The sequence below is a fragment of the Rhodococcus sp. IEGM1428 genome, from assembly GCF_050321865.1.
Lineage (GTDB): Bacteria > Actinomycetota > Actinomycetes > Mycobacteriales > Mycobacteriaceae > Rhodococcoides.
In genome coordinates, this window is record NZ_JBNQFW010000003.1 from 69783 (window position 1) to 95163 (window position 25381).

25 protein-coding genes are annotated in these 25381 nt (G+C 64.7%); 10 read left to right on the top strand and 15 right to left on the bottom strand.

The window, feature by feature from the left end; translation table 11 throughout:
- Nucleotides 1–35 precede the first annotated feature (35 nt).
- Nucleotides 36–1655 (bottom strand): ABC-F family ATP-binding cassette domain-containing protein, encoded by a 1620-nt coding sequence (locus tag ACQR3T_RS15105; protein WP_428693970.1) that lies wholly within the window; start codon nt 1653–1655, stop codon nt 36–38.
- A 133-nt stretch (nt 1656–1788) separates the two neighbouring features.
- Complete coding sequence (locus ACQR3T_RS15110) at nt 1789–2334, bottom strand: hypothetical protein (protein WP_037147341.1); 546 nt, start codon at nt 2332–2334, stop codon at nt 1789–1791.
- Nucleotides 2335–2423: 89 nt separating this feature from the next.
- Here ACQR3T_RS15110 and ACQR3T_RS15115 point away from each other — a divergent pair, with 89 nt between their 5' ends.
- From ACQR3T_RS15115 to ACQR3T_RS15125, 3 genes are all read left to right on the top strand, one after another.
- On the top strand, nt 2424–4253 hold the full coding sequence (locus tag ACQR3T_RS15115) for a penicillin-binding transpeptidase domain-containing protein (protein ID WP_428693971.1): 1830 nt from the start codon (nt 2424–2426) through the stop codon (nt 4251–4253).
- Nucleotides 4254–4347: 94 nt separating this feature from the next.
- On the top strand, nt 4348–6009 hold the full coding sequence (locus tag ACQR3T_RS15120) for an NTF2-like N-terminal transpeptidase domain-containing protein (RefSeq protein WP_428694395.1): 1662 nt from the start codon (nt 4348–4350) through the stop codon (nt 6007–6009).
- A gap of 31 nt (nt 6010–6040) precedes the next feature.
- Entirely contained in the window at nt 6041–6787 is a 747-nt protein-coding gene (locus ACQR3T_RS15125; RefSeq protein WP_428693972.1) for a sulfite exporter TauE/SafE family protein, read from the top strand.
- On the opposite strand, the gene ACQR3T_RS15130 is transcribed toward ACQR3T_RS15125, so the two are convergent.
- Together ACQR3T_RS15130 and ACQR3T_RS15135 are read right to left on the bottom strand one after the other, a co-directional pair.
- Nucleotides 6772–7500 carry a TetR/AcrR family transcriptional regulator gene (locus ACQR3T_RS15130; protein WP_428693973.1) on the bottom strand — a complete coding sequence of 243 codons (729 nt, stop codon included), beginning with the start codon at nt 7498–7500 and terminating at the stop codon, nt 6772–6774. The genes ACQR3T_RS15125 and ACQR3T_RS15130 overlap by 16 nt on opposite strands.
- On the bottom strand, nt 7497–8408 hold the full coding sequence (locus tag ACQR3T_RS15135) for a fumarylacetoacetate hydrolase family protein (protein WP_428693974.1): 912 nt from the start codon (nt 8406–8408) through the stop codon (nt 7497–7499). The genes ACQR3T_RS15130 and ACQR3T_RS15135 overlap by 4 nt, the downstream gene beginning before the upstream one ends.
- A gap of 182 nt (nt 8409–8590) precedes the next feature.
- Here ACQR3T_RS15135 and ACQR3T_RS15140 point away from each other — a divergent pair, with 182 nt between their 5' ends.
- Entirely contained in the window at nt 8591–9949 is a 1359-nt protein-coding gene (locus ACQR3T_RS15140) for an alpha/beta hydrolase family protein (RefSeq protein WP_428693975.1), read from the top strand.
- A 48-nt stretch (nt 9950–9997) separates the two neighbouring features.
- On the opposite strand, the gene ACQR3T_RS15145 is transcribed toward ACQR3T_RS15140, so the two are convergent.
- From ACQR3T_RS15145 to ACQR3T_RS15190, 10 genes are all read right to left on the bottom strand, one after another.
- Nucleotides 9998–10417, bottom strand: coding sequence for a low molecular weight phosphatase family protein (locus ACQR3T_RS15145; RefSeq protein WP_428693976.1), 420 nt, complete (start codon nt 10415–10417; stop codon nt 9998–10000).
- A complete protein-coding gene (gene arsB, locus ACQR3T_RS15150; RefSeq protein ID WP_428693977.1) occupies nt 10417–11505 on the bottom strand; it encodes an ACR3 family arsenite efflux transporter in 1089 nt (362 codons plus the stop codon). The genes ACQR3T_RS15145 and arsB overlap by 1 nt, the downstream gene beginning before the upstream one ends.
- Nucleotides 11502–11867, bottom strand: a complete 366-nt coding sequence (locus tag ACQR3T_RS15155) for an ArsR/SmtB family transcription factor (RefSeq protein WP_428693978.1) — start codon at nt 11865–11867, stop codon at nt 11502–11504. Before ACQR3T_RS15155 ends, arsB begins: the two co-directional genes overlap by 4 nt.
- Before the next feature lie 31 nt (nt 11868–11898).
- Complete coding sequence (locus ACQR3T_RS15160) at nt 11899–13146, bottom strand: APC family permease (RefSeq protein WP_428693979.1); 1248 nt, start codon at nt 13144–13146, stop codon at nt 11899–11901.
- Between the two features lie 52 nt (nt 13147–13198).
- The gene (locus ACQR3T_RS15165) at nt 13199–14296 is read right to left on the bottom strand and encodes a serine hydrolase domain-containing protein (RefSeq protein WP_428693980.1); all 1098 of its coding nucleotides are present in this window, start codon (nt 14294–14296) and stop codon (nt 13199–13201) included.
- Nucleotides 14297–14338: 42 nt separating this feature from the next.
- Nucleotides 14339–15673, bottom strand: a complete 1335-nt coding sequence (gene nhaA / locus ACQR3T_RS15170; protein ID WP_428693981.1) for a Na+/H+ antiporter NhaA — start codon at nt 15671–15673, stop codon at nt 14339–14341.
- 150 nt (nt 15674–15823) lie between these two features.
- Nucleotides 15824–16198 (bottom strand): DUF3054 domain-containing protein, encoded by a 375-nt coding sequence (locus ACQR3T_RS15175; RefSeq protein ID WP_428693982.1) that lies wholly within the window; start codon nt 16196–16198, stop codon nt 15824–15826.
- A gap of 158 nt (nt 16199–16356) precedes the next feature.
- The gene (locus ACQR3T_RS15180; protein ID WP_037171099.1) at nt 16357–16908 is read right to left on the bottom strand and encodes a YceI family protein; all 552 of its coding nucleotides are present in this window, start codon (nt 16906–16908) and stop codon (nt 16357–16359) included.
- A 109-nt stretch (nt 16909–17017) separates the two neighbouring features.
- Nucleotides 17018–18148: a lysylphosphatidylglycerol synthase transmembrane domain-containing protein gene (locus ACQR3T_RS15185; RefSeq protein WP_032377543.1), complete on the bottom strand. Its 1131-nt coding sequence runs from the start codon at nt 18146–18148 to the stop codon at nt 17018–17020.
- 9 nt (nt 18149–18157) lie between these two features.
- Entirely contained in the window at nt 18158–19633 is a 1476-nt protein-coding gene (locus ACQR3T_RS15190; RefSeq protein ID WP_032378364.1) for an adenylate/guanylate cyclase domain-containing protein, read from the bottom strand.
- A gap of 73 nt (nt 19634–19706) precedes the next feature.
- Here ACQR3T_RS15190 and ACQR3T_RS15195 point away from each other — a divergent pair, with 73 nt between their 5' ends.
- From ACQR3T_RS15195 to ACQR3T_RS15210, 4 genes are read left to right on the top strand one after another with little or no spacing between them, the layout of a single operon-like run.
- Nucleotides 19707–20954 (top strand): AI-2E family transporter, encoded by a 1248-nt coding sequence (locus ACQR3T_RS15195; RefSeq protein ID WP_428693983.1) that lies wholly within the window; start codon nt 19707–19709, stop codon nt 20952–20954.
- Nucleotides 20941–22110, top strand: coding sequence for a MacS family sensor histidine kinase (gene macS, locus ACQR3T_RS15200; protein ID WP_428693984.1), 1170 nt, complete (start codon nt 20941–20943; stop codon nt 22108–22110). Before ACQR3T_RS15195 ends, macS begins: the two co-directional genes overlap by 14 nt.
- Before the next feature lie 29 nt (nt 22111–22139).
- Nucleotides 22140–22766 (top strand): response regulator, encoded by a 627-nt coding sequence (locus ACQR3T_RS15205; protein WP_428694396.1) that lies wholly within the window; start codon nt 22140–22142, stop codon nt 22764–22766.
- Between the two features lie 37 nt (nt 22767–22803).
- The gene (locus ACQR3T_RS15210) at nt 22804–23022 is read left to right on the top strand and encodes an autophagy-related protein 2 (protein WP_428693985.1); all 219 of its coding nucleotides are present in this window, start codon (nt 22804–22806) and stop codon (nt 23020–23022) included.
- A gap of 2 nt (nt 23023–23024) precedes the next feature.
- On the opposite strand, the gene ACQR3T_RS15215 is transcribed toward ACQR3T_RS15210, so the two are convergent.
- Complete coding sequence (locus ACQR3T_RS15215) at nt 23025–23414, bottom strand: hypothetical protein (protein WP_032405807.1); 390 nt, start codon at nt 23412–23414, stop codon at nt 23025–23027.
- 110 nt (nt 23415–23524) lie between these two features.
- Between ACQR3T_RS15215 and ACQR3T_RS15220 the strand changes: the two genes are divergently transcribed.
- Nucleotides 23525–24637 carry a glycosyltransferase gene (locus ACQR3T_RS15220; RefSeq protein WP_037171171.1) on the top strand — a complete coding sequence of 371 codons (1113 nt, stop codon included), beginning with the start codon at nt 23525–23527 and terminating at the stop codon, nt 24635–24637.
- 21 nt (nt 24638–24658) lie between these two features.
- A complete protein-coding gene (locus ACQR3T_RS15225; RefSeq protein WP_428693986.1) occupies nt 24659–25309 on the top strand; it encodes a DUF1707 SHOCT-like domain-containing protein in 651 nt (216 codons plus the stop codon).
- Nucleotides 25310–25381: the final 72 nt, after the last annotated feature.

Below are 25381 nucleotides of genomic sequence, written 5' to 3' on the forward strand. Positions count from 1 at the left end.
AACGTGACATTGACCCCCGAAAAGGCCACCAAATGTCACATTGAGTCCCTACGGGTGGGCGCATCTGCGGCGGATTCGGCGGACGCGGCGGATTCGGCGGTGGGGGTGAGGTCGATGGTGCGGGTCGGGGCTATGGCATCGAGGAACGGCCGATCGTGGCTCGCGATGATCAGCGCACCCTCGAATGTCTCCAAGGCTTCGATGAGGTGTTGGCGGCTGGTGATGTCGAGGTTGTTGGTGGGCTCGTCGAGCATCAGTAGTTTCGGAGCAGGCTCTGCCAGCAGAATTCGCGCCAGTGCAGCCCGCAGTCGTTCTCCGCCTGAGAGCGTGGCGACGACGGCATCGGCGTCGGATCCGCGGAACAGGAATCGGGCGAGTTGTCCCCGGATCTTTTCGGCCGTGGCGTGCGGTGCCACGTCGGCGACGTTCTCGGCAACGGTGCGGGATTCGTCGAAGACGTCGAGTCGCTGCGGTAGGTACTTCCACGGCACTTCTGCGCCGGCCGCATCCAGACTGCGCAACAGGGTGGTCTTGCCACTGCCGTTCGGCCCGATCAATGCGATGCGCTCAGGGCCCACGATGTGCACGTCCTCGTGCGTCAGCACCACCTGCCCGGGATGAACTCTCGTTGCCGGGAGGTCGACGCGGATCTCGCGGTCGTCGCGGAGCAGGTCCTCGGCCGCGGACAGGGACGACCGGGCATCGTCGACGCGATCGGTGTGGGTACCGCGGAGCTTTCCGGCCGATTCCTGGGCGGCGCGTTTTCGCGCACCCATGATGATCTTGGGTTCGCGTTTCTGCTCTTCCATCTTCTTGCCGTAGCGCAGACGTCGGTCGAGTTTGATTCGGGTGTCGATCAATTCGCGTTCCTGTTTGCGGACGTCGTTCTTGGCATCACGGACGGTTGCGCGTGCCGCACCCTGCTCGGCGTCGATGACCGACCGATAGTGCCGATAGTCGCCGCCGAACATGCGCAGCCGCGAGACTCCGCTACGCTCGGCCCGCACCTCGGCGATGGAGTCGACCCGCTCGAGCAGTTCCAGGTCGTGGGTGCAGACGATCAGCACACCCGAGTAGCCGTCGACAGCTGTGTACAAGCGTTCTCGCGCAACCCGATCGAGGTTGTTCGTCGGCTCGTCCAACAGCAGGACATCGGGTTCGATCAACAACTGCGCGGTGAGAGCCAACAACATGGCTTCGCCGCCAGACAGGGTGCCGACTCGTCGATCGAGGTCATCGATCGAGCCGACGATATTGCCGAGTCCGAGCTTGTCCAGCAACGCCAGTGCGCGCTCCTCGATATCCCACGCAGATCCGACGACGGTGAAGTCGTCCTCGGTCGACATCCCGGATTCGATGCGGTGCAATGCTTCTCGGATATGGTCGATGGCCAGCACCGAGTCCACTGGGAGATCGGGATCGAGTGCGACGTCCTGGCGCAGATAGCCGAGTACGCCGGGAATCGAGATCGAACCGTGTTGCGGCGTCAAATCTCCGGCGAGCAACTTCAGCAGTGTCGACTTACCGGCACCATTGGAGCCGATGAGACCTGTTGTGCCGCTGGGAAAGATGGCCGACAAGGCGTCGAACACGGGGTCGCCGTCGGGCCAGGAGAACGTCAGGTTCGAGACAGAAAGGGAAGATGAATGAGGCATGGGCGCTCCAAAGGTGTGCATGCGGACGATCTGCAGGCGTCTAGAACCTCTGGAAGAGCAATGGCCTCTCCGAATCTGTGGGCAACAAGGCAAGGATCACGGTAACCCCGAGCCTGACGTTCGTGCAATCGAATTAGACCGACGGCCCCTTCTTGCGTAGCTCGTCGACCGTCTCCATCGCGCCGCGGAGCTCGTCCAGCCATTCCTGGGTGTGTTCGCCGACCAGCTTGACGGCCCAGGCCAAGGCGTCCGCGCGGGAGCGAGCGACCCCGGCATCGACGAGGGTGTCGAGGACGCGACGCTCGGGCTGACGTAGGCGCGTCATGACCGGAACGGCGAGATGGGTGAACAGGACGACCTCAGATTCGGTCCGAACTCCCCACGCGACCTTGCGGCCGTATCGCTTCTCGGCCTCGGCTGCGATCTGGATGCGGTCACCACGGGTCGTTTCCCGAAAGCGAGCGATGCGGCCCTCGACGGCGGCGGGTGAACTGTCCTGTTCGGCGGGCAGGGTGCCGACGACGAGGATCTCCTCGCGATCGACCTCGATCGAGGCGTCCCCGTCGAACCAGCTTTCGGGGAGTCTGCCGCCGAACCACTCGGCTGCATCGGTGGCATTCGGGATGTCTGCGTGCTGCCAGCCGCCGGGGCGTCCGAACGAGCGTCCGTTGGGTTTCATGAGGTCTCCTCTATGCGAAGTAATACTGATTACATGATTACTCGCATTTTCGGGATCGCGCCACCATTGGTTCGTCGGTGGCCTGGGGCATGATCGACTCCGTGCGCACAACGACAAGACCGACGACTCTGGCCGCGATCGTGTCCGTACTGGCATTGGTGCTCGCCGCCTGCGGTCAGAGTGGTCCCGATCAGCCGCAGACGGTCGCCGAGCAGTTCGCGGCCGCGGTCAACAGCTCCAACATCGAGCAGGCGGCCGCGCTGACCACCGATCCGGCCGGAGCGACGGCAGCGCTCACCGCGTTGTACGACGGGCTCTCTGGCGGCGGAACGGTGACGGCCACTCCGGATTTCGAGGCTGTCGACGCCAACGAGGATGCCGGCACGTTCACGTTGAACGCCGGCTGGCGTTTCTCGACGACCAGCGACGGCACCGCCGAACCGGACGGTGAACCGAAGGAGTGGAACTACACGACCTCTGCGACCGCGGCGGAGACCCAGCAGGGGTGGAAGATCACCTGGGATCCGGCGATGTTGGTGCCGGGCCTGACGGCCGACTCATCGGTTCGCTTCACTCCGACGGATGCTCTGGTTGCACCTCGTATCTTCGACGGCAACGGCGTCGAGCTGATGTCGCAGCAGGTGGTCACCCTCGTCGACGTCGATGCGACGGCCGATCCCGTAGCTGTCGCGAATCTCGTCGGATCCGTCGTTCCGGGTATCACGGCCGAGTCCGTAACATCGAGTGTTGCTGCTGCACAGGGTAATTCAGCCACGATAGTCTCCCTCCGCCAGTCGGATATCGACCCCATCGGTGCCCAGCTCGCTACCATCCCCGGAGTCACACTGGCCCCGCAGACGCGGCTTCTGGCCACCGATCGCAACCTCGTCTCGCCGGTGCTCAGTGATCTGACGACGCTGTGGGAGCAGGAGCAGGCCGCCAATCGTGGCTGGGCGATTCAAGCAGTCGCAGCCGATGGCACCGTCACCCAGCTCGCCGGACGCGATGCAAGCACCGGCGAGGACATCGCGACCACCGTCGACTCGGCGCTGCAACTCAAAGCCGAGAACGCCCTGGCGTCGTTGCCGCAGCAGGCTGCGATCGTCGCGCTTCGGCCGTCGACGGGAAATGTCCTGGCTGTTGCCCAGAACGCCGCCGCGGACGCCGAGGGCCCGATCGCCTTGACCGGCCTGTACCCACCGGGGTCGACATTCAAGACGGTCACCACCTCGGCTGCTCTACAGTCCGGAGCCGTCACCCCCGATACCGTGCTGCCGTGCCCGGCGACCGAGAACATCGAGGGCAGGCAGATCCCGAACGACGACAACTTCGAGCTCGGTGACGTGCCGCTGCACACCGCGTTCGCAAAATCGTGCAATACGACGATGGGCCGGCTCGGCGTCGCACTCCCGCCGAACGGTCTGACCGACGCGGCCGCCCAGTACGGCCTCGGCGTCGACTACGTCACCCCGGGCCTGACGACCGTCACCGGCTCGGTGCCGTCGGCCGACACCCCGGCGCAGCGCGTCGAATCCGCCATCGGCCAGGGGCAGGTGACCGCGTCACCGTTCGGGATGGCGCTGGTCGCGTCGTCCATCGCCAACAACGGCTTGCTCCCACCGACGGTCGTCGCAGGTAAGCCCGGCGTGGGCAACATGCAGCCGGCAGCAGTGAACCCGCAGGTCACCGAGCAAATCAAGACCATGATGCGCGAGACCATCACCGGCGGAACGGCCACGGCGTTGAATGACATCCCCGGATTGCTCGGTAAGACCGGCACCGCCGAGTTCGGTGCCAACAACGAAGGCGCTCACGGTTGGTTCGTCGGAATTTCCGGCGATCTTGCGTTTGCGGTCTTCGTGAACAACGCGGGCAGCTCGACGCCTGCCATCGAAGCTGCGGGTCGCTTTCTGAGGTAGACCGGCCAGGACGTATCTCAATCGTGACCGGCTCGTATGAATACCGTGCTTGTTACTCGTGTGACTACAGTGAATATTGTGACTCATGAGTTCTATGAGTCGTGTCCGTCGTGGCCCGCGCAAGGTTCGCGGTCGCTACCTCGTCGCTGTGGCAGCCTCGGCGACATTGACGGTCTCGGCCGCGTTCTGGATGGTCGATCGGCCACCGAGCGAAGCCGAAGTGTTGGTCTCGAAGTTCGTCGATGCGCTGGACAACCGCGATGTCGCGGCCGCCGCCGCGCTCACGACCTACCCGAACGCCGCTACAGCAGCTCTGAACCAGATGTTCGACGGCTTGTCGGCCGACGGCACGTCCACCGGCGATTTCGACCTGACCCAGTACATGGACCTCTCCGACGAGAGCGGCTTCTTCACTCTGGCGTCGGCGTGGAACTTCGGCGAGGGCAAGGATTGGAAGTACAGCGCTCAGGGCTCGACCAAGAAACTCAGCGTCGGCTGGCGCATCGCGTGGGATCCGGCCACCCTCGTGCCCGACCTCACCTCAGGTGGCTCGGTCCGCTACACCCGCACCGACGCCGCGCCGCCGTTGATCTTCGACGCCGCGAACAACGTGCTGATGAGTGAGCGGACCATCAACGCCATCTCCCTCGACCCGGCGCAGACGAGTGATCCGGTTGCGTCCACGACGCAACTCGCCGACATCATCGATGTCGTCGCGCCGCTCATCACCTCCGAATCGATGCTGGCAGAGCTGAATTCGGCCGGCGGTGCACCGATCACCGCGGTGACTCTGCGCGACGACGACTTCGCCGTTCTCGAGGACGATCTGCGCGCCGTGCCGGGTGTGGTGGTCTCCCCGCAACCGAAGCTCATCGTCGACGACCGGCGCATCACCTCACCGGTGCTCGATTCTCTGCGCACCGCATGGCAGGCCGGGCGCGACGCCACCGCGGGCTGGGCCGTCGACACCTACACCGTCGACGGAACCGGCGAGCGACGCGTCGGATTCCAGGGACCGGGTGGGCCGGATCTGCACTCGACGCTCGATCCGCGCGTGCAACTCGCGGCCGAGAACGCTGTGGTAATGGCGGGGACGTCCGCGTCGATCGTGGCGTTGTCCACCTCGACCGGCGCGATCATCGGTGCGGCACAGAACAGTTACGCCAACGAGCAAGGAGACGTGGCCTTCGGCGGTTCCTACCCGGCCGGCACCGCGTCGGATCTGGTCAAGGCTGTGCAGTCCGATCGTGGTGACGACAGCGGCGAGGATGCAGCCGCGCGGCTCGGCCTGGGAATTCACTACTCCATGCCCGGGCTCGACGCCTACACCGGAACTCCCTCTGGAAGTCGTAGTGCAATCGACGGCATCCGCACCGTGTCCACGGCCTCCGGGGACGAGGCGACCGTGACGCCGTTCGGACTCGCGCAGATGGCAGCCGCGATCTCTCGGGGCAGCGCACCGACCCCGATGATCGTCGCCGGACAGACTGCGGTCGCCGATCGCGAAGCCGAGCCGATCGGAACGGACGCGACAAACCGGTTGCGCGGCATACTTGCCGACTCGTCGAACAGTAGTGGCCTCGATACGTTCGATGGTGTGCAGGGATTCGCCGGGGAAAGTGGAGACGATCGCTTCGTCCTCGCCACCAGTGGTGATGTCGCGTTCGCGGTATACATCGAGGACGCGGACGGCGGAGATCAGGCAGTGCGCATGACGAGTCGATTGCTGCAGGAGATGGCGAACCCCGTCGAGTAGTCAGGATCGTTAGTCACGGTAGTTTTGTTCGGTGACTGTGCTCGATTTCGGATTACTGGTGGTGGCCGGGTTCTTCGCCGGCCTCATCGGGTTCGTCACCGGGCTCGCCTCGCTCGTCTCCTATCCCGCGCTGCTGGCGGTGGGCTTGCCCGCGGTGTCGGCCAACGTGACGAACACGGTGGCGCTCGTCGCTGCCGGCGTCGGAGCGACGGCGAGTTCGTCGGCCGAGCTGGCCAAGGACGGCAAGCAGCTTGTTCGCTACGCGATCTACTCCGCGCTCGGCGGCACCACTGGCGCGATCCTGTTGCTCAACACGCCTGACGGTTCGTTCGAGGTAGTGGTGCCGTTCCTGGTGGCGATGGCGGCCGTTGCACTGCTGCTGCAACCGAGCATCCGAAAGTTGTCCGGAGGCAAACAGTTTCCGACGCTCTACCCCTTGGCGCTGTTCGCCGTCGCGATCTACGGTGGCTACTTCGGTGCCGGAGCCGGCGTCATCTTCCTCGCGCTGGCGCTGATCTGCACGTCGGATACCTTCTGGCGCGCAAGCGTTCTGAAGAGCTTCTTTCTCGGCATCGCCAATCTCATTGCTGCGATCATCTTTTCGTTCTCCGGCCAGGTGCACTGGCTGGCCGCGCTCGCACTCGCGATCGGATGCTTCGTCGGCGGAGCCTGCGGGCCACCGACGGTCAAGGTGATCTCGCCGATCATTCTGCGCATCGGTGTCGGAATTCTGGGTGTCGGACTCGCGGGATGGCTGGGGTATCAGGCGTTCGGCTGAGTGACTCCTCGGCGACGGTACGACGGTGAGTCGGATGCAGAACGAGTCACCGTCGCGGTGATGCCCCCCTCGGCGAAGCGCAGCAACGCCCGGTGGCGTTCATCCATGTCGCGCGCATGCATGCGACCCTCGGTGAGACTGTCGAGCCGGAGATTGTTGGAGTAGGTGTGCATCGCGGCGGCGACCAGATGCAGGTACGCGTCGTGGATTGCCACCTCGTTCGCATCTGGGAACAGTGCGTGCATCTGGGTCATGAAATCGGTGGCGATGGCGTTGAAGTCGTCGACGATCAGGCGTCCGATCGGGTTGCCCGAGTTCGAGAGTTGGGCGATGAGCCGAAAGTAGTTGTCCCATCCGCGATCACCGGCACGGCGACGCATCGGTTCGGTGAACGCGTCGATCAGTGCACGAAGACGTGCGGGCTGGGTTCCACGCGTCGGCAGCGCCGACAGGTGGGCGCGCCGATCGTCGTTGAGAGGGCGGATGCGTCGAGCCAGCACGGCCTGAAAGAGTGCTTCTTTACCGCCGAATTGCTCACTGACCGAGGCCAATCGGGTGTGTGCGCGGTCGGTGATATCGCGGACACCGACACCGAAGTAGCCGCGGTCGGCGAAGAGTTCCTCGGCTGAGTCGAGCAACCGGGTCTTGAGTTCGGCGCGATTGGCGTCCCGTTTCGAGCGAGCAGGCGGGTCTTCGGGGGCGGAGAACGTCACGAATCGAGTATGACGTGGCTGATGCTGCCGATCCCGTCGATGCTGAGTTCGACGGTGGACCCGGGTGTGAGCCAGTGTCCGGTTTCCATCCCGCTGCCGCCGGGCAGGGTGCCGGTGGCGAACAATTCACCGGGCCGGAGTATCTCGCTGCGGGATGCATGCGCCAGGACTTCCCCGATGGTGTGCTGCATCCCGGCGCTCGAGACGGTGGACACTGTGGTGCCGTCGATGGTGACCGTTCCCTGCAAGGAGTCGATGGTGGGCAGGATTTCGTCGGCGGTGACGGCCACTTCCGAGAGCGAGGTCGCGAAGTGTTTGGACTTCTGTGGCCCGAATCCGCTGCTCATCTCGGAGCGCTGGACATCACGGGCACTGAAATCGTTCAGGACGACGAACGCTCCGATGGCGTCGAGAGCCTGGTCCGCGGTGGCGTCGAACAAACTCCGTGCCAGGACGAAGCCGATCTCGAGTTCGTAGTCCAGGGCTTTCGCATAGGACGGGGCGGCGAGCGCCGTCCCCGAGGGGACGAAAGTGAGCGCATTGGACATGTAGTAGATGGGTTGGGTGTAGAACAGCGGCTTGGGGCGCAGCAGCGGAAAGGGCCGTCGGGTCAGCGCTTCGGCGGCGGCAACTGCCCGGCTCTGCTTCGGATGGAAACGCCGGAGCAAGCCCCGACTTGCGTCGAGAACATGCTGTTCGTAGAGCATGAAATCTCGGAACGACGCCGGTTGGAACGGTAATACCAGCGCACTGTGCTCGAGGTGTTCATCGGCGCGGGCCAGTTCCCACTCGGAATCGAAAACGCTCCCGCCCAAGGCCGACCGGTCGAGTGTCGGCTGCCAGGACTCACCTGTGGGCGAACTCTGCAGCTGCAGTCCGTCCGCGGTCCGTATCCGTCGCAGTTTCACCACACCATTCCTTTCGATGACGGAACGAGTGTTCCGTGTAGGGCGGTTCGATGCTAGCCTCGGAACGATCGTTCCGAAAGAGTGGAGGGTCCGAATGCAGGAAGTGGGAGCCCTCACCGCCGCAGTTCGATTCGCCCGTCGTAATACGAGCATCACCAACAGGATCTGACGGAAAGACCACGATGACCGGGGCCAATGTGTTGCAGAAGATGTTCGTCACCGCCTGCGCCATCACGCGCACCACCGATTTTGCGGCGCGCGCGACCGGCGTGGCACCGTTTCTGCCCGCGCTGTTCGCCCTGCGCTACGCCAACATGGGCGGGCTCGACCGCACCGAATTTGCCCACCAGTTGAGTGGCATTCGATCGTTCCGAGATGACCGCTGGTGTGGTTACTGGAACAGCATCGCGTCCAGTCATGCCGACCATGCCACCGGACTGCTCCGCGACCTCGCCGCCGACACCTCCGGAACCGTCCCGGATATCGGCACACCCGCGACCGTCGCAGACGGTGAGGCCCTCGCCGATCTCGCCGATCTGATTGCCCCCGCAGCGGCACTGTTTGCCGACCACGGTCCACAACCGAGCTCGAGCGCAATCACCGACCTGGTGACCACCCACGCACCCGCGGTCGATCGACTCCGTGCCACGACAGCCTTCCGGGCACTCGACGCCTGGGCGAAGGCGATGACCTTTTACCAGGTCAGTGCCTTTCCCGGTCACAGTGAGCAGCGTATGCAAGCCTATCGGCGCTCACGAGAGCTGTTCGACGTCCTCATCAGCGCCGTGGCCCCACTGCTGAACCTCACCGTCGAGCTCGTCGAGATCGCAGTCTCCGGCGGCGAAACCGTCGCCGGCTATCTAGTTCTGCCGCCCGGACCGGGACCCCACCCAGTTGTGCTGACCACCAACGGGCTCGAGGGCACCGCCCAGGAACTGGCGATACCGCAGCTGCGATATCGCAACTCGGACATGGCGATGTTCCTGATGGAGATGCCCGGCAGCTACGCGTACACCAAGCCCATGGGCCCGCAGTCCGAAGCGATTTATCACGAGGTCATCGACCACCTCGTGGCCGACGATCGACTGGACCCCCAGCGGATCGCCATGGTGGGGGTCAGCTTCGGTGGATATTGGACCGCCCGCCTGGCCGCCACCGACCACCGCATCGCCGGTGCCATCGCGTGCGGAGCACCTACGCACCGCTCATTCACCGGTGGGGCGCTGGGGACGCCGCAGATCATTCTCCACGCACTCGCCGAAACACTCGGCGCTCGACATCTACTGGACCTCGAGCGCAAACTGTCCGCTATGTCCATCCAGGACCGTTACTCCGACATTCCGATGCCGCTGCTGGTGATCAACGGCGACAACGACACCCTGATGAGCACCCAGGACAGCGTCGACCTCGCCGACGCCGCTCCGAACGGCGCAGTGATCCTGTATCCCGACGACGATCACTGCGCAATGGGGCATTACCGTCAGTGGCTCGACGAATCACAACGCCGGCTCACCGAACTCTTTCTCTCCCAGGAGATGTAGTCGAGGGCTTCATCTTGCCGATCACCACCACCTCCGGAGTCATTCGAGTCAACCGTTGGTGCCGCGCAATCGGGACGCGAGCTCCTCGACCCTAGCGGCGATGTCGTCGCGCACCAGGCGCATTCGTTCGATCCCGTCGATACCGCGCTCGGACGGCTCGTCGGTGTTCCAGTTCTCGAAGGTCGGGCCGTCGATGGGATCGACCTTCACCTCGCCGCCGAGGGTGATCACGTAGTCGATGCGAGACAACAACTCCGGGTCGATCGGCTTCGGTTGTTCACCGGAGATGTCGACGCCGACTTCGAGGAGGGCCTCGGCCGAGAGTGCGTTGACCGTTCCACTCGGCTTCGTTCCCGCCGAGTGAACTTCTACCGAATCGCCGACGGCCTTGCGCATCAGGCCGGCCGCCATCTGAGACTTGCCGCCGTTCTTGACGCAAACGAACAGCACACTGGGTGTATCGGACATCAGGATTCCTTGGATGACGTGGTCGTGGAAAGGCTGGGGGAGAAGCGTTTACGCAGTGCCAGTGAGACGTAGACGAGGCCCACCAGTACCGGCACCTCGATGAGTGGTCCGACGACTCCGGCGAGCGCTTGCCCGGATGTCGCGCCGTAGGTCGCGATGGCGACGGCGATCGCCAACTCGAAGTTGTTGCCTGCAGCGGTGAACGCGAGGGTGGTGGTGCGCTCGTAGCCCAGACCCATCGCGGCACCGAGGGCGTAGCCGCCGCCCCACATCACCGCGAAGTACACCAGCAGTGGCAGCGCAATGCGCACTACGTCGAGCGGCTGCGATGTGATCCGATCACCCTGCAACGCAAAGAGAATGACAATGGTGAACAGCAGACCGTGCAGCGCCCACGGGGCGATCCTGGGGATGAACTTCTCCTCGTACCACGCACGGCCCTTGGCGCGTTCACCGAAGAAGCGCGACGCGAATCCCGCAATCAGCGGGATCCCGAGGAAGATGAGTACTGATTTCGCGATCTGCCAGGGCGACGCCTCGATGGCGGTTTGCTCGAGTCCGAGCCAGCCGGGAAGGACCGAGAGGTAGAACCACCCGAGAACGGCGAACATGAACACCTGGAACACCGAGTTGATCGCCACCAGCACGGCGGCGGCTTCGCGGTCTCCGCAGGCGAGGTCGTTCCAGATGATGACCATCGCGATGCATCGAGCCAGACCGACGATGATCAGCCCGGTCCGGTACTCGGGCAGGTCCGGGAGAAAAAGCCAAGCGAGAGCGAACATCAGGGCCGGGCCGAGGATCCAGTTGAGGAGCAGTGAGCCGATCAGCAGTCGCTTGTCGCCGGTGACGGTGTCGAGACGGTCGTAGCGCACCTTGGCCAGTACCGGGTACATCATGATCAGCAGGCCGATGGCGATGGGGAGCGAGACGCCGTCGATCGAGATGGACGACAAGGCGTCGTTCAGCCCAGGGATCATGCGTCCCAGGAGCAGCCCCACGACCATGGCCACGCCGATCCACACGGGCAGGAACCGGTCGAGGGTGGAGAGCTTGCCGACTACGGCAGTTTCGGTCGATGTGCTCATGCCATCGCCGCCGTCGGGTCGGCCGAACTGAGAACCGACGACAGTTGTTGCAGCGCAGTAGGAACCACCCAATAGTAGACCCAGGTGCCGCGGCGCTCGCAGTCGAGCAGCCCGGCTTCGCGCAAGACCTTGAGGTGGTGGGAGATGGTGGGTTGGGAGAGGTCGAATGCGGGGGAAATGTCGCAGACACATGCTTCGCCGCCGGCGTGGCTGGCGACGAGGCTGAGTAGGCGAAGCCGCACGGGATCTCCCAGTGCCTTGAACATTCGAGCCAGATCTCCGGCCCAATCGGCGTTCAGGGGTTCGCGGATCAGCGGCGAGCAGCAGTCACCATCGGGGGACGACCGTTCTTGATTCGACATTCGTCTATATTGACGTTTGTCGAATCAGCGGTCAAGTGAACAGTCGTCGGCCTATTCGGTAGAGGACACCGAGCACGACCACGATGGTTCCGACGACGACGACGACGGACGACACCGGCAACGTGGCGATCAGAACAACGCATCCGATGCTGCCGATCACCGGCAGGACACGTGGGTAGCGGCGATGCTGCGCATCCTGGGTATACGCGCTGAGATTGGCCACCAGGTAGTAGAGCAAGACCCCGAACGACGAGAAGCCGATGGCGTCACGCAGATCGACCACCAGGACCAGCACGACGACGATCACGGCGAGCGTGATCTCGGCCCGGTGCGGAACCGAATAGCGCGGATGGACCGCGGTCAGATACGACGGCAGATCGCCGTGGCGGGCCATTGCCAGCGACGTGCGTCCGATGCCGGCGATCAGTGCCAGCAAAGCCCCCAGCGCGGCCAGGCCGGCACCGATCCGCATCAGTGGCGACGCCCACGAATGACCCGAAGCGACAACGAGATCGATCAATGGGGCAGACGACGAGGCCAGGAGATCGGGGCCGAGAACCGACAGCAGTGTCAACGCAACCACCGCGTAGACCAGCAATGCGATACCGAGGGCGGACACGATGGCACGCGGAATGGTGCGTTCGGGTCGGACGACCTCCTCGCCGAGCGTGGCTATACGCGCATAGCCCGCGAAGGCGAAGAACAGCAGCCCCGCCGACTGCAGAATGCCGTACCACCCGTTCTCGGTGAACGAGCCGAACCCGCCGACGGCCGCCGCGGAAGAGCCTTGCAGGCCCAGGACCACTCCCACGACAAGGACGGTCAGCACGGCAGCGACGAGGATCTTCGTCAGCATGGCCGTGCGGGTGATGCCGAAGTAGTTCACCGCGGTCAACGCGATAATGGCAAGCACCGCAACGAGTTCGGCGTATCCGGCAGGTGCAACATACGCCGCGAATACCAGAGCCATGGCCGCCGAACTCGAGGTCTTGCCGATGACGAAGCTCCACCCGGCCAAGAACCCCGGCCACTCGCCGAGTCGTTCACGACCGTAGATGTACGTGCCACCCGAGGTCGGGTACTGGGCGGCCAGCTGCGCGGACGAGGTGGCGTTGCAGAACGCCACGACCGCGGCAATGGCAAGACCGATCAGCAGGCCCGCACCTGCAACGGCCGCAGCGGGGGCGAACGACGCGAACACTCCGGCCCCGACCATCGAACCGACACCGATGACGATGGCGTCGAACAGCCCGAGTCGACGGGCCAACGGCTGCGTCACGGCCGAAACAGGTTCTCGATCACGGCGACCACTGTAGGTGCCGTCGTCAGACTCAGCTCAGTTCCTGGAACTCCGACAGCAGTGCGAAGGTGGCCTCGCTCAGTTCGGTCTGCGTCAGCAAGATGCCGATGGTCCCGTCCGGGTCGACGAAGAAATCGGTGCCTTGCCCGCCAGACCAGCCGTACCGACCGAGGTGATGTCCTTCGGTGACGACCGAGACGCCGAAACCCCACCCCGTACCCGGCCAGAAGCCGGGGTAGAAACTCTCGTCGGTCTTGATCGACGCAGGCACCTGGTCGTGTGTCATCAGCTCCAGGTGCTCGGTCGACACCGACGTCGCGATCGCGCGAAGGAAGCGGTGAAAGTCGGTCACCGTGGACACCAACTCGCCGTGACTCACGTCGACAGGGGGCGGTCCCGCGTAGGGCCCGCCTGCGGCGGGTTCGGTTTCGATCAACGACCCGTCCTCGAACCGGTAGGCCGCCGTCAAGCGATGGCACCGGTCGGTCGGTACCCACAGTCCGGTGTCGGGCATGTCGAGTGGCCCGAACAGGTCGTCGCGGAGGTGATCCTGCAGAGACCGGCCGACGATGCGGGAGACGAGGACGCCGAGGATCGCGAAGCCGTGGTGGTAGCGCCACCCAGCACCGGGCTGAAAAGCCAGCGGAAGATCCGCCATGCGTGCCAACCACGCGTCCGCGCCGAGCGGAGACGGCGCGGATCCTGCTTCCGTGTCGTTGTCCCTCATCGCCCGGGCCAGCGGGGTGTCTCCCATCTGAATTCCGTACCCACTGGTGTTGGTGAGCAAGTGCCGCAACGTGATCGGTCGGTCCTGAGGAACAGTGTCGTCGAGTGCGGCATCGGGACGGGTGAGCACGGGGCGGCCCGCGAGTTCGGGAAGCCAGGGCACGACGTCGTCGTCCAGCGTCAGCCGGCCCGCCTCCACGAGCCGCAGGGCGGCCACGCTGGTGACGATCTTGGTCATCGACTGAATCCGGACGATGGCGTCGATTGACATCGGTTGACCGCCGACCGCCGATGATCCGACCGCGATGGGTTCCGCATCAGGGCCGCCCAGGAGTGCTACCGCCCCCGGCATCAGTCCGGCATCGATGTGCCGGGTCAACAGTTCGCGCACGGTTCCGCTCACGGACTCATCGTGTCATCGTATCGGTCCGGATACCACCGATCGCTACTTCTTGTTCTGATACACGTCCGGGATGCCGTCGTGGTCGTCGTCGCGTGTCTCTTCGATGTAGAAGTCCCGGTACGCCTTGTTGCGGGTTCGCAGAATGATCGATGCGATGGTGGCCGCAATGATCGAACCGGTCAGCACCCCGACCTTGACATGATCGTCGCGCTGAGTTCCTTCGCCGAAAGCGAGGTCGCCGATCAGCAGCGACACGGTGAAGCCGATACCCGCGAGCATCGCGACACCGAAGACGTCGAGCCATTTCAGACCGGCGTCCAACGTCGCCCTGGTGAAACGGGATACGAGATATGTAGTGCCGAAGATGCCGATGGCCTTGCCGATGACGAGGCCGGCGATGATGCCGATGGCAATCGGATCGGTCAGTGCACTGCGAAGACCGGAGAATCCACCGACTGTGACGCCGGCAGCGCAGAAGGCGAAGAGCGGCACCGCGATTCCCGCGGAGATGGGCCGAATCTTGTGCTCGAAGTGTTCGGCGAGACCGGGGCCCGCTTCGGGGCCGCCGTTGGCCTTGCTGCGGATCACCGGGACGGCGAAGCCGAGCAGAACGCCCGCGACGGTGGCGTGGACGCCGGACTCGTGCATGAGCACCCACGTCACCACGGCCAACGGGATGAGAACCCACCACGAGCGGACGCGCATCTGCACGGCAACGGCGAACAAGGCAAGCGGAATCAGCGTCAGTCCGAGCGCGACGAAGTTGATGTCGTCGGTGTAGAAGATCGCGATGACACTGACGGCCAGGAGGTCGTCAACTACAGCCAGGGTCAGCAGAAAGGTGCGCAACGCGGTCGGAAGATGCGTGCTGATCACCGCGAGAACGGCGACGGCGAACGCGATGTCGGTTGCCGTCGGGATCGCCCAGCCGAGCAGAGCGCCGTCCCCGGTACCGAGATTGAACAAGACGAAAATGACTGCGGGAACGATCATTCCGCCGACGGCCGCGGCCACCGGCAATGCGGCGCGTGCCGGATCGCGCAGATCACCGGCAACGAATTCGCGTTTGAGCTCGAGTCCGACGACGAAGAAGAAGATGGCCAGCAACCCGTCGGCGGCCCACGTCGAGAGCGTCAGATCGAGATGCAGTGCCGAGGGCCCGACGCGGGTGCTCATCAGCGAGTCGTATGCCGCGGACCAGGGTGAGTTGGCCCAGATCAACGCGACGAGAGTGGCGACGAGGAGCAATGCGCCACCGACGGTTTCCTTGCGGAGAATTTGCGCGACGCGGTCGGCCTCGGACCAGGAGCCGCGAGAGAACAGCGGCAATCGCGCTTTCGGTGTGGATGAACCAGTCGGACTCGGTGAATCAGACACAGTGGCAAAGCCTTTCGGTAGCAACGTCGTGCCGTGCGAACCCGTCGAGTCGAAGGGCATGTGCGCAGCACAGAACAGTTGCCGACCAGACTTCCCGGCGCACCGTGGATGATCCTATCGCGCCGAGGCCGATCTCGACGAACTCTTCAGTCAGCGGACGCTGGGCACGAACTTCGCCAGCGCGCGCCAGCCGAGCAGCAGAACCGCGGTGGACAGGGTTGCCACGACGATGAACGACCCAGCTGTTCCCTGCCCGGTCACCGCACGCAGGACCATGCCGAGAGCGACCGTCATCACCCACACGACGATGCCCGTCGGGACGATGAGGAACGCGTCGAACTTGTTGCGGTACAGCGCGAATGTGACGATCCAGCCGATGGCCGCACCGACGACGAACGGCCAGGCGGTGTGGAACAGGCCGGACAGCGCGTTGGCCTCGGCATGGCTGCGACGGCCGATCGCGGCGAAGAGCAAGACCATCAGCAGGTCGAGGACGGCAGCAACTACGGGGGATCGAAACTTCACGCGCCCCACTGTAGACACCGACAGCGAACGGCCCGTACCGCGAATGCGATACGGGCCGTTCAGTGGGCCTCCCGCCGCGGATCAATGTGGGTTTCAGTCGCTTGGACTGCAACAAAGCCGCATTGATCCGAAGGGGGGAGGGGTGAAGCGGGGGAGGATTACGCCTGCAGTCCGGCTTCGATTTCCAGGTTCAGCGTGATCTTGTCGCCGACGACTGCGCCGCCGCCTTCGAGGGGCATGTCGATGCTGATGCCGAAGTCCTTGCGGTTGATGACGGTGCTGGCCTCGAAGCCGGCGACCGGTCCGTTGCCCATACCGGCGTTGACGCCGTTGAACTCGAGCTTGAGATCGATGGAGTTGGTGACGCCGTGGAGGGTGAAGTCACCGGTGACGATGAAGTCTCCGCCGTCGGCCTTGACCGAGGTGGACTTGAACGTTGCGGTGGGGAACTTCTCGACCTCGAAGAAGTCGGCGGTCTTGAGGTGGCCGTCGCGCTGGGCGTTGTCGGTCGTGATCGAGGTGACGTCGATCTCGGCGTCGACGGACGGGGTGCCGTCGGCAGCGACGGTGATGGTGCCGGTGAAGGCCTGGAAACGGCCGCGGACCTTGCTGACCACCAGGTGGCGGACGGTGAATCCGACGGTGGAGTGGGTTGCGTCGATGGCCCAGGTGCCTGCGGTGAGCTCGGGAAGTGCAATGGCGGTGGTCATGGTGTCTCCTAGTGGGTTGAAGTTTCAATGCTCATAGTACACAAGCGGACCGGGGTCCGTATATATTCCGGGTGAACGGAAAGTGACGAACGCCACTGAACGTCTGCGTTTATGCCGGCTCCGGATCGCCCTTCCCGTCCCGGCTGTTCTCGGTGCGTCGCAGCTCGGCGGTCTCCTGCTGTTCGAGCGCAATGTCGAATTCGAGATCGGCGTGCTGATGCTTACGAAAGAGCACCAGAAACACGATCCACCCGACGATGGCGACAAGGATGAAACTGACCCCGCGATAGACCAGCGCCGATGCGACCGCCTGCGACGCGGTGATCGATGCAGCGCTGGTCAAGAACGCGATGAGGGTGGCGTCGACGACAACCAGGCCGCCCGGCGCGAGTGGAACGGATCCGACGGCTTTGCCCGCTGCGAAGGCGATGAGCAAACCGGACAGTCGTGGATCCGCGCCGACGGCGAAGCACGCGAACGCCAGGCACGCCACGTCGCCGAGTCGATGTACCGCCGACCACGACAGCGTGAGCGCCCCGTCGCGTTTGCCGAGCTGGACGGACTGAATCTGACCGATGATCTTGTCGATGCCCTCGGCCCCGGCATCGAGCTCGTGGTTTCGGAACGCGTTGTAGCGACGCAGTCCCCAGCGCGCGACGGTCTTGATCGACTGCGGGTGATTCGAGATGTAGCGGACGGCGACGACGATCGCGATGACTCCGGCGATCGGCAGCACCACGGTGAACGTGTTGAACGAGCTGCCGACGACCAATCCTCCGGCCACCCCGAGCACGGCCAGTCCCGCCGCGGCGATCACGCCGGAGATGGCCAACTGCCACGACGCCACCACCGGGCTCGCGCCCCAGCGACGGGTCTCGCGATAGGTGAACGCCGTCGAGAAGACCTGCCCGGCGGGGAGGGTGAGCGCCATCGCGGTACTGCCGTAGATGACCGCCACGGACTTTCGCTGACGTACTTTCACGCCGCCTGCGTCGAGTAGTTGTTTCTGTACTCGGCCGAATGCGCTCAGCGACACTGCCTGCGCGAGGATGCAGGCCGCCAGCCAACCCCAGTGGATTTCGCGAACGGCGGTCCAGGATTCGTGCAGCCGCGGCCACAGGTAGATCGCCTCGCCCACCAGCAGCGCAACCAGGGCGATTCCAGCGATCCACTTGAGCCACCGGAGCCGGTTTCGCGGACGCCGCACTCCGGGTCCGCGGGTGGAGCTGGGGTCGGGCACCTTGTCAGACTAACCGTCGCCGGGTGTGGCGTCGGGATACTCGACCGGCCAGGCCAGGTGGGTGGCCCGTCGTCGACCACGCAGTTGAACCTGGTCTCCCAACTCCCACTGTTCCTGTTCCTCGTCGTCGGCGAAGTACAGGGCCGAGGTCGACGCCAGGACACGTCCAGGGCGCAGTTTCGCCAGCTCGGTGAGTCGCGATGCCTCGTTGACCGGGTCTCCGATGACGGTGTACTCGAAGCGTTCCGAGGCTCCGATGTTGCCGGCGACGGCAAGACCCGCCGAGACGCCGATGCCGATGTCGAGGCCGGTGATCTCGTTCAGTGCGAATCGCAGTTCACGGGCGGCGGCGAGCGCGGCGGTGGGGGCGTCCGGACGATCGAGTGGGGCTCCGAATATCGCGAGGGCCGCGTCGCCCATGAATTTGTTGACGAAGCCGTGATGACGCCCGACGACATCGACGACGACGCGGAAGAACTCGTTGAGCAACACCACGACCTCGCTCGGTGGGCGCTCGGAGGCGGTGGCGGTGGAGCCCACCATGTCCACGAACAGCACCGCGACGAATCGTGTCTCGCCGCCGAGTTCGGTTCCGAACTGCAATGCGCGACGCGCCACGTCCTCGCCGACGTGCTGGCCGAACAGCTCCCGCAGGACGCGTCGTTCGGCGGATTCCTCCATCATGCGGTTGAAGCCGACCTGCAGGCGCCCGATCTCGCTGCCGTCGAACACGTCGACCTCGACGTCGGTCTCGCCGCGCTGAACGCGTTCGATAGCGCTGTGCAGCTGGCTGATCGGGTCCGAGATCTGGCTCGCGGTGAGCATCGACAGGACGAATGCCTGCACGATGGCGAGAACACTGAGCAGGATGATGGCGACGGCGAGGGCGTTGGGGGAGAACACCAGATCGGTGGTCAGCTGGGTGGCGCACAGCAGGATGATGCCGATGACGGGCATCAGCGTTCCCAGTCCCCACGTCATGGCCATGCGGGTACCGACGCCGGGCGTCATCGTGCGATCGAAGCGGCCCTCGCTCAGAGCCATCGCCGCGACCGGCCGCAGAATGCGCTCGCCGAGCATGTAGGTGAATCCGAAGGTGACCGTCGCGGCCATTCCGACGGTGACGATGACTGCGATCGACAGTGACGGCATCTCCGCGATGGTCAGCAACACGAAGATGATGCCGCCGATGATCCACAGAATCAGGTGCACGATCGCCTGACGCAACGGCGCGTGCAGCGTCGTCATCTGTTCCTTGCGGGTGGGCGGACCACCGCGGAGCTGCCACCTGATGACCGAGCGCAGCAGTGTGTACGCGTAGATCAGGCTGACCACCAGGGCGACACCCAGGTAGGCCCCGAAGATGTACACATTGCGGACACGATCGGCGACGATCGATTGTGATTCGGGGATGGGCAGGCCGTAGCGCACGAACGCGAACACGAGCACGGCCCCGAAGACATTGGCGATGAGCATCGAGAACATATAGAGCGGCCAGCGACTCTTCAGAGTGAGCGAGACCGCTCGGAAAGATGCCAGCACAGGTTAAATTTAGCGGGTGAGCACCGACGAGTTGCGGGCGCAAGGTACGGGGGCGTCCCCGGGCCCCACTTCGGCGGCAGATTCGGTGCACCCGCTGGTGCGGGTCGGGGCGGAATGGACGTGGCGAATACTTGTCCTGTTCGCCGGATTCATCACCTTCGCGTACGTCGTGGCGAAGCTGAGCACGGTCGTCATTCCGTTGGGTCTTGCACTGTTGGCGTCGGCGATGCTCGTGCCGGTCGTCGACTGGATGCATCGACGCGGAGTGCCGCGGGCCGTCGCGGTGATCATCGTGATCATTGCCAGCATCGGCGTCGTCGCCGGGATCATGACCTTCATCGTCGAGCAGTTCATCGAAGGTCTGCCGCAGGTGGGCGATCAGTTCACCCAATCGATCAACGGCGTCGAGGAATGGCTCAGCAACGGACCGCTGCACATCAGCGAGGACCAGATTCGGCAGGCCACCGACAACCTGGTCAAGGTCATTCAGGACAATCAGGAAGCCGTCACCAGCGGAGCCCTGACGACCGCCGCGGTGATCGGTGAGATTCTCACCGGCGCACTGTTGACACTGTTCACGCTCATCTTCTTCCTGTACGGCGGCGATCAGATCTGGCAGTTCGTCACCCGGCTCGCGCCGACCGGAGCCCGCAGGAAGATCCGCACCGCGGGCATTCAAGGTTTCGGGTCTCTGGTGGGATACGTCCGCGCGACGGTTGCCGTGGCGGCCGCGGATGCCATCGGCATCGGCGCCGGTCTCGCCATTCTCGGTGTACCGCTGGCTCTCCCACTGGCCTCGTTGGTGTTCATCGGCGCGTTCATCCCGATCATCGGTGCCGTGCTGACCGGATTCGTCGCCGTGTTCATCGCCCTGGTGACGAAGGGCCTGATCACCGCCGTCATCACCCTCGGCATCGTGGTCGCCGTCATGCAGCTCGAAGGGCATGTGCTGCAACCACTTCTGCTCGGACGCGCGGTACGGCTGCATCCACTGGCGGTGGTGCTGTCCATCACCGTCGGAATTCTGCTCGCCGGCATCGTCGGTGGCCTGCTCGCAGTTCCGATCGTCGCAGTGCTCAACACCGCTGTGCGGTCGCTGCTCGCCGACGATCCGGAGGAGGTCTACGAGGAACTCGAACCGACCGACCCGCTGTACGCGGCCGAAGCGAGTGATCCGCACACACCTCCCGGTGCCGACGAGCCCGATCGACTTGCCAAGGGAGAACTGAAGATTCCGGACCAGAACACCGATGCGGACGGCTGATCGGGTGCGGACCACGCTCACCTCGTCCGATCCCGACACCCCGCTGTGGCGGGCCTCGCAGGCCTTTCGCCTGATCACCCTCGTCTACGCCGTCAGCTACCAGGTCGCCACCGTCGACAACTACACCAATCCTCGCTTGAGCTGGGTGTTCGTTTCCCTGATGGCCGTGTGGTCCGGGGCATCGGCGTTGATGCTCGCGCGCGCATCGCTGCCACGGTGGCAGGTGGTGCTCGCCGATCAGGTGATCGTCATCGCACTGATGGCCTCGACGCGGCTGGTGGCCGATTACGACTGGTACAGCACCCGCCAAACCCTGCCCACCACGTTGTGGGCCACCAATGCCGTCATCTCCGCGGCAATCCTGTTGGGCCCCAAGGGAGGGATTGCATCCGGTGTCGTGATGTCGGTGGTCAGCGCGCTCGTTCGCGATCGCTTCGACTCCGACCTCTGGTCCGATGCCACCGCCCCGGTATTGCTCTCGGCCGGGCTGGCGCTGGGAATGGCGTCGAACACTGCCCGGCGCGCTCACGAGGAGCTGCAACGCGCAGCCCGATCGGCCGCGATCACCGAGGAACGTGAACGACTCGCCCGGCAGGTGCACGACGGGGTACTGCAGGTACTGGCCCTCGTGCGCCGCCGAGGGCTCGAAATAGGCGGGCCTGCTGCAGAACTCGCGAATCTTGCCGGTGAGCAGGAAGTCGCGCTGCGCGTGTTGATCTCGGAACAGGCCGCTCCGCGCGATGATCACACCGGTTCGATCGTGGACGTGCGCGCGTTGCTGCGCACGCAGGCCGGTACTGCTGTCTCCGTCTCCACTCCGGCCGATCCGGTGCTCGTCGAATCCGAAGTGGCCGAGGAACTCGCCGCGGTGGTGGCGACGGCGCTGTCCAACGTCGAACTCCACGCAGGTTCCGAGGCCAAGGCGTACGTGTTGCTCGAGGACGTCGACGGAGAGCTGATCGTCAGTATCCGCGACGACGGCCACGGAATCCCGGACGGACGGCTCGCCGCCGCCGAGGCCGAGGGCCGGATGGGTGTGTCGAAATCCATTCTGGGCCGCGTCGAATCCCTCGGTGGCACTGCAGTACTCGACACCGCCGACGGCGAGGGGACCGAATGGGAGATTCGTCTTCCGAGAACGAAGGGACTTCGATGACAGAGGAAACGAATTCCGAGATCGCGGTGATGGTCGTCGACGATCACCCGATGTGGCGTGACGGCGTCGCGCGAGATCTCGAGGCCGCCGGATTCAAGGTCGTCGCCACCGCGGACGGCGTCGCCGCTGCCGGACGCCGCGCCCGAGCCACCACTCCCGACGTCGTGCTGATGGACATGCATCTGCCCGACGGCAACGGGGCCGACGCCACCGTGGCCGTCCTGGAGGCGTCGCCCGAGACCAAGATCCTGGTGCTCTCGGCCTCTGCCGAACGCAGCGATGTGCTCGACGCGATCAAGGCGGGCGCGACGGGTTACCTGGTCAAGAGTGCATCGGCGGAGGAGCTGTTCGACGCCGTCCGCGCCACCGCAGCCGGGCAAGCGGTGTTCACTCCCGGTCTCGCGGGCCTGGTACTCGGGGAGTTCCGGCGGATGTCGTCGTCGCCCGAACCGGAATCCGATACGCGCCCCACGCTGACCGACCGGGAAACCGAGGTATTGCGACTGGTGGCAAAGGGTTTGAGCGCCAAGCAGATTGCGACGCGATTGACGCTCAGTCACCGCACCGTCGAGAACCATGTGCAGGCGACATTGCGGAAATTGCAGCTGGCCAACCGTGTCGAACTGACTCGCTACGCCATCGAGAAGGGCCTGTAGGGGTTTGCGTCCCTGGCCGACGGGCACTCTTGACCCCATGACCGACAACAAAGCAGTGGACACCACCGTCGACCCGGCACAGCACTCGAAGGGCGTCGACGCCGATCTCGATCAGACCGGTGCCGAGCGCGACGAGGCGGTCGACGAGTTCGACGGCCATCTCGACGGATCGGGTGACGAGCCTTCTCTACCGACGCCCGAGCCGACCCATGTGGCCGACAAATTCGACGAGAAGACCGTCACGCGCTCCGAGTAGCGCTACTGCGCACACAGTTTGCCGAGCGCGAACTTGGCGACCGGTACGTACGGCAGGACGAGGGGCATAGGACCGTCGATCGTCAGCCAGGCCCTGGTCCCGTTGGGGCGTGAGACGACGCCGTGCGTCAGGTCGACTCCGATGGCTTGGTTCTGGAACCATGCCGACCATGCCCAGGTCCACGAGCGCTCGTCGACCGAATGCACCCGAAAGTCGATCGGTAATCCCAGCGGCCCCAGCACTCGGCCGGTGCTGTCCGCGGTGAGTCGCTCGCCACGATATTCGACGCCGATGATCTGGGGAGCCCAGGTTTTCCATGCCGTCGGCTCCATGTAGCGCTCCCAGACCTCGGGCGCTGCGGCGTTTCCGGTGGATTGCAGTGTCACTCGCATCTGTTCCACCTACCCGCTGGTAGCGATCCCCACACAGAAATTTCGCGAGGGTTAGGCCACTGTCCATCGCTGCGGTGCCCGGTGGACGCGCGGATGAGAAGACTGGTCGGGTGCGCATCGTGCAGGTGGCCAATTTCTACGGACCGCGGTCCGGGGGTTTGCGGACGGCCGTCGACCAGCTGGGATCGGGCTACGTCGCCGGCGGCCACGAGGTGACGCTGATCGTGCCGGGAGCGCAGTGGAGCGAGGAACTGCTGCCCTCGGGGGTGGTGCGCATCGAGGTGCCCGCCCCGCAGATCCCGTGCACCGGCGGCTACCGGGTTGCCGACCCACGCCGAGTGTCGGCGGTGGCGTCCGGGCTGCGGCCGGACGTGATCGAAGTATCGGACCGGCTGACGCTGCGCGGCATGGGTAGCTGGGCCGCGCGGCGGGATGTACGCAGCGTGATGATTTCGCACGAACGCCTCGACCGGCTGCTGGCACAGACGATGCCGATGCGTTGTGCGCGTCCCATTGCCGATCTGGCCAACCGCCGCACCGCCGAGCAGTACGACGCCGTTGTGTGCACCACCGAGTTCGCGCAACAGGAGTTCGAGCGCATCGGGGTTCAGAACGTGCATCGGGTGCCACTCGGGGTGGATCTCGACCTGTTTCATCCGCGGCGTCGGCACGTGGGTGATCGGTCGGCATGGTTGGGCAACGCGGATCGTCTGCTGGTGCACTGCGGCCGGTTGTCGGTGGAGAAGCACGTCGAGCGAAGTATCGATTCGCTTGCTGCACTCAATGATTCGGGCATACGTGCTCGATTGGTCATTGCCGGCGACGGTCCCCGCCGGGCCGGCCTGGAACGACGCGCCCGAGGCCTCCCGGTGGACTTCCTGGGCTTCGTCACCGGCCGGTCGACCGTCGCCGCGCTGTTGGCCTCGGCCGACATCGCTCTTGCCCCCGGCCCACACGAGACGTTCGGACTCGCCGCGCTGGAATCACTGGCAGCAGGTACACCCGTCGTCGTCTCCGAGACCTCGGCGCTGGCGCAGATCGTCACCCCGCACTGCGGAGGATCCTCGAAGAACACTGCCGACGGGTTCGCTGCGGAGATCGAGCGAGTACTCGAACTGCCGGTGGACGGCCGTCGTATCGCCGCCAGGTTGCGTGCCGAGGAGTTCGGCTGGCCCGCATCGGTGTCCGGAATGCTGTCGGTTCTCGGCGGTCGCGCAGCCTGAGATCTTCGCTACCCTGAGTGCATGGAGGCAAGGGATCTGCGAGTGTCCGATGCCGAACGTGAACACGTCGGGCAATTGCTGCAACGCGCCGTGGGGCAGGGCATGCTCTCGCTCGGTGAGTTCACCGAGCGAATGGACACCGCCCTGGCGTCGAAGACGCGCGGTGAGCTGAACTCGGTTCTCGTCGACCTGCCCGGTATGCACCTGGCCGAGGAGCATGGCCCGGCACCGAAACCCTTCGCTGCGCCGACCCCACAACAGCCTCCACGCCGTGTTGTTCAGGAACATTGGGGGCACGGCGGCGGCGCGTCGGACACACTGCGCGGCACCATGTCCACCGTCACCCGCAAGGGACCTTGGAACGTGCCGCCGAGCCTGCGCGTCTCCACCCGCATGTCCACGGTGACGCTCGACTTCACCCAGGCAGTCATGTCGACGCAGGTGGTCGAGATACACGTCGACGACTACTGCAGCACCGTGACACTGATCGTGCCTACCGAAGCGACCGTCGACCTCAACGGTGTCGACACGGTGGCGGGCAGCGCCACCAACAAGGTCCGTACCGGACCGCCCTATGGGCCGCTGCATCTTGTGGTGTCGGGCAAGGTTCGGTTGGGCTCGGTGACCGCAAAACATCCCTTCGGCAGCTCGATCCGAAGGATGTTCGGCTAGAGATTCGGCTGTTCTACTCGAGAGAACCGAGTAGCACTACTCACGCTTTTCGGCGGCAATGCTCGCAGTATC

Excerpts from the sequence above, each read along its gene's own strand:
- ACQR3T_RS15105 (WP_428693970.1), bottom strand. The coding sequence starts at position 1,655 with ATGCCTCATTCATCTTCCCTTTCTGTCTCGAACCTGACGTTCTCCTGG.
- ACQR3T_RS15110 (WP_037147341.1), bottom strand. The coding sequence starts at position 2,334 with ATGAAACCCAACGGACGCTCGTTCGGACGCCCCGGCGGCTGGCAGCAC.
- ACQR3T_RS15115 (WP_428693971.1), top strand. The coding sequence starts at position 2,424 with ATGATCGACTCCGTGCGCACAACGACAAGACCGACGACTCTGGCCGCG.
- ACQR3T_RS15120 (WP_428694395.1), top strand. The coding sequence starts at position 4,348 with ATGAGTCGTGTCCGTCGTGGCCCGCGCAAGGTTCGCGGTCGCTACCTC.
- ACQR3T_RS15140 (WP_428693975.1), top strand. The coding sequence starts at position 8,591 with ATGACCGGGGCCAATGTGTTGCAGAAGATGTTCGTCACCGCCTGCGCC.
- ACQR3T_RS15145 (WP_428693976.1), bottom strand. The coding sequence starts at position 10,417 with ATGTCCGATACACCCAGTGTGCTGTTCGTTTGCGTCAAGAACGGCGGC.
- arsB (WP_428693977.1), bottom strand. The coding sequence starts at position 11,505 with ATGAGCACATCGACCGAAACTGCCGTAGTCGGCAAGCTCTCCACCCTC.
- ACQR3T_RS15155 (WP_428693978.1), bottom strand. The coding sequence starts at position 11,867 with ATGTCGAATCAAGAACGGTCGTCCCCCGATGGTGACTGCTGCTCGCCG.
- ACQR3T_RS15180 (WP_037171099.1), bottom strand. The coding sequence starts at position 16,908 with ATGACCACCGCCATTGCACTTCCCGAGCTCACCGCAGGCACCTGGGCC.
- ACQR3T_RS15190 (WP_032378364.1), bottom strand. The coding sequence starts at position 19,633 with ATGTTCTCGATGCTCATCGCCAATGTCTTCGGGGCCGTGCTCGTGTTC.
- macS (WP_428693984.1), top strand. The coding sequence starts at position 20,941 with ATGCGGACGGCTGATCGGGTGCGGACCACGCTCACCTCGTCCGATCCC.
- ACQR3T_RS15205 (WP_428694396.1), top strand. The coding sequence starts at position 22,140 with ATGGTCGTCGACGATCACCCGATGTGGCGTGACGGCGTCGCGCGAGAT.
- ACQR3T_RS15210 (WP_428693985.1), top strand. The coding sequence starts at position 22,804 with ATGACCGACAACAAAGCAGTGGACACCACCGTCGACCCGGCACAGCAC.
- ACQR3T_RS15215 (WP_032405807.1), bottom strand. The coding sequence starts at position 23,414 with ATGCGAGTGACACTGCAATCCACCGGAAACGCCGCAGCGCCCGAGGTC.
- ACQR3T_RS15225 (WP_428693986.1), top strand. The coding sequence starts at position 24,659 with ATGGAGGCAAGGGATCTGCGAGTGTCCGATGCCGAACGTGAACACGTC.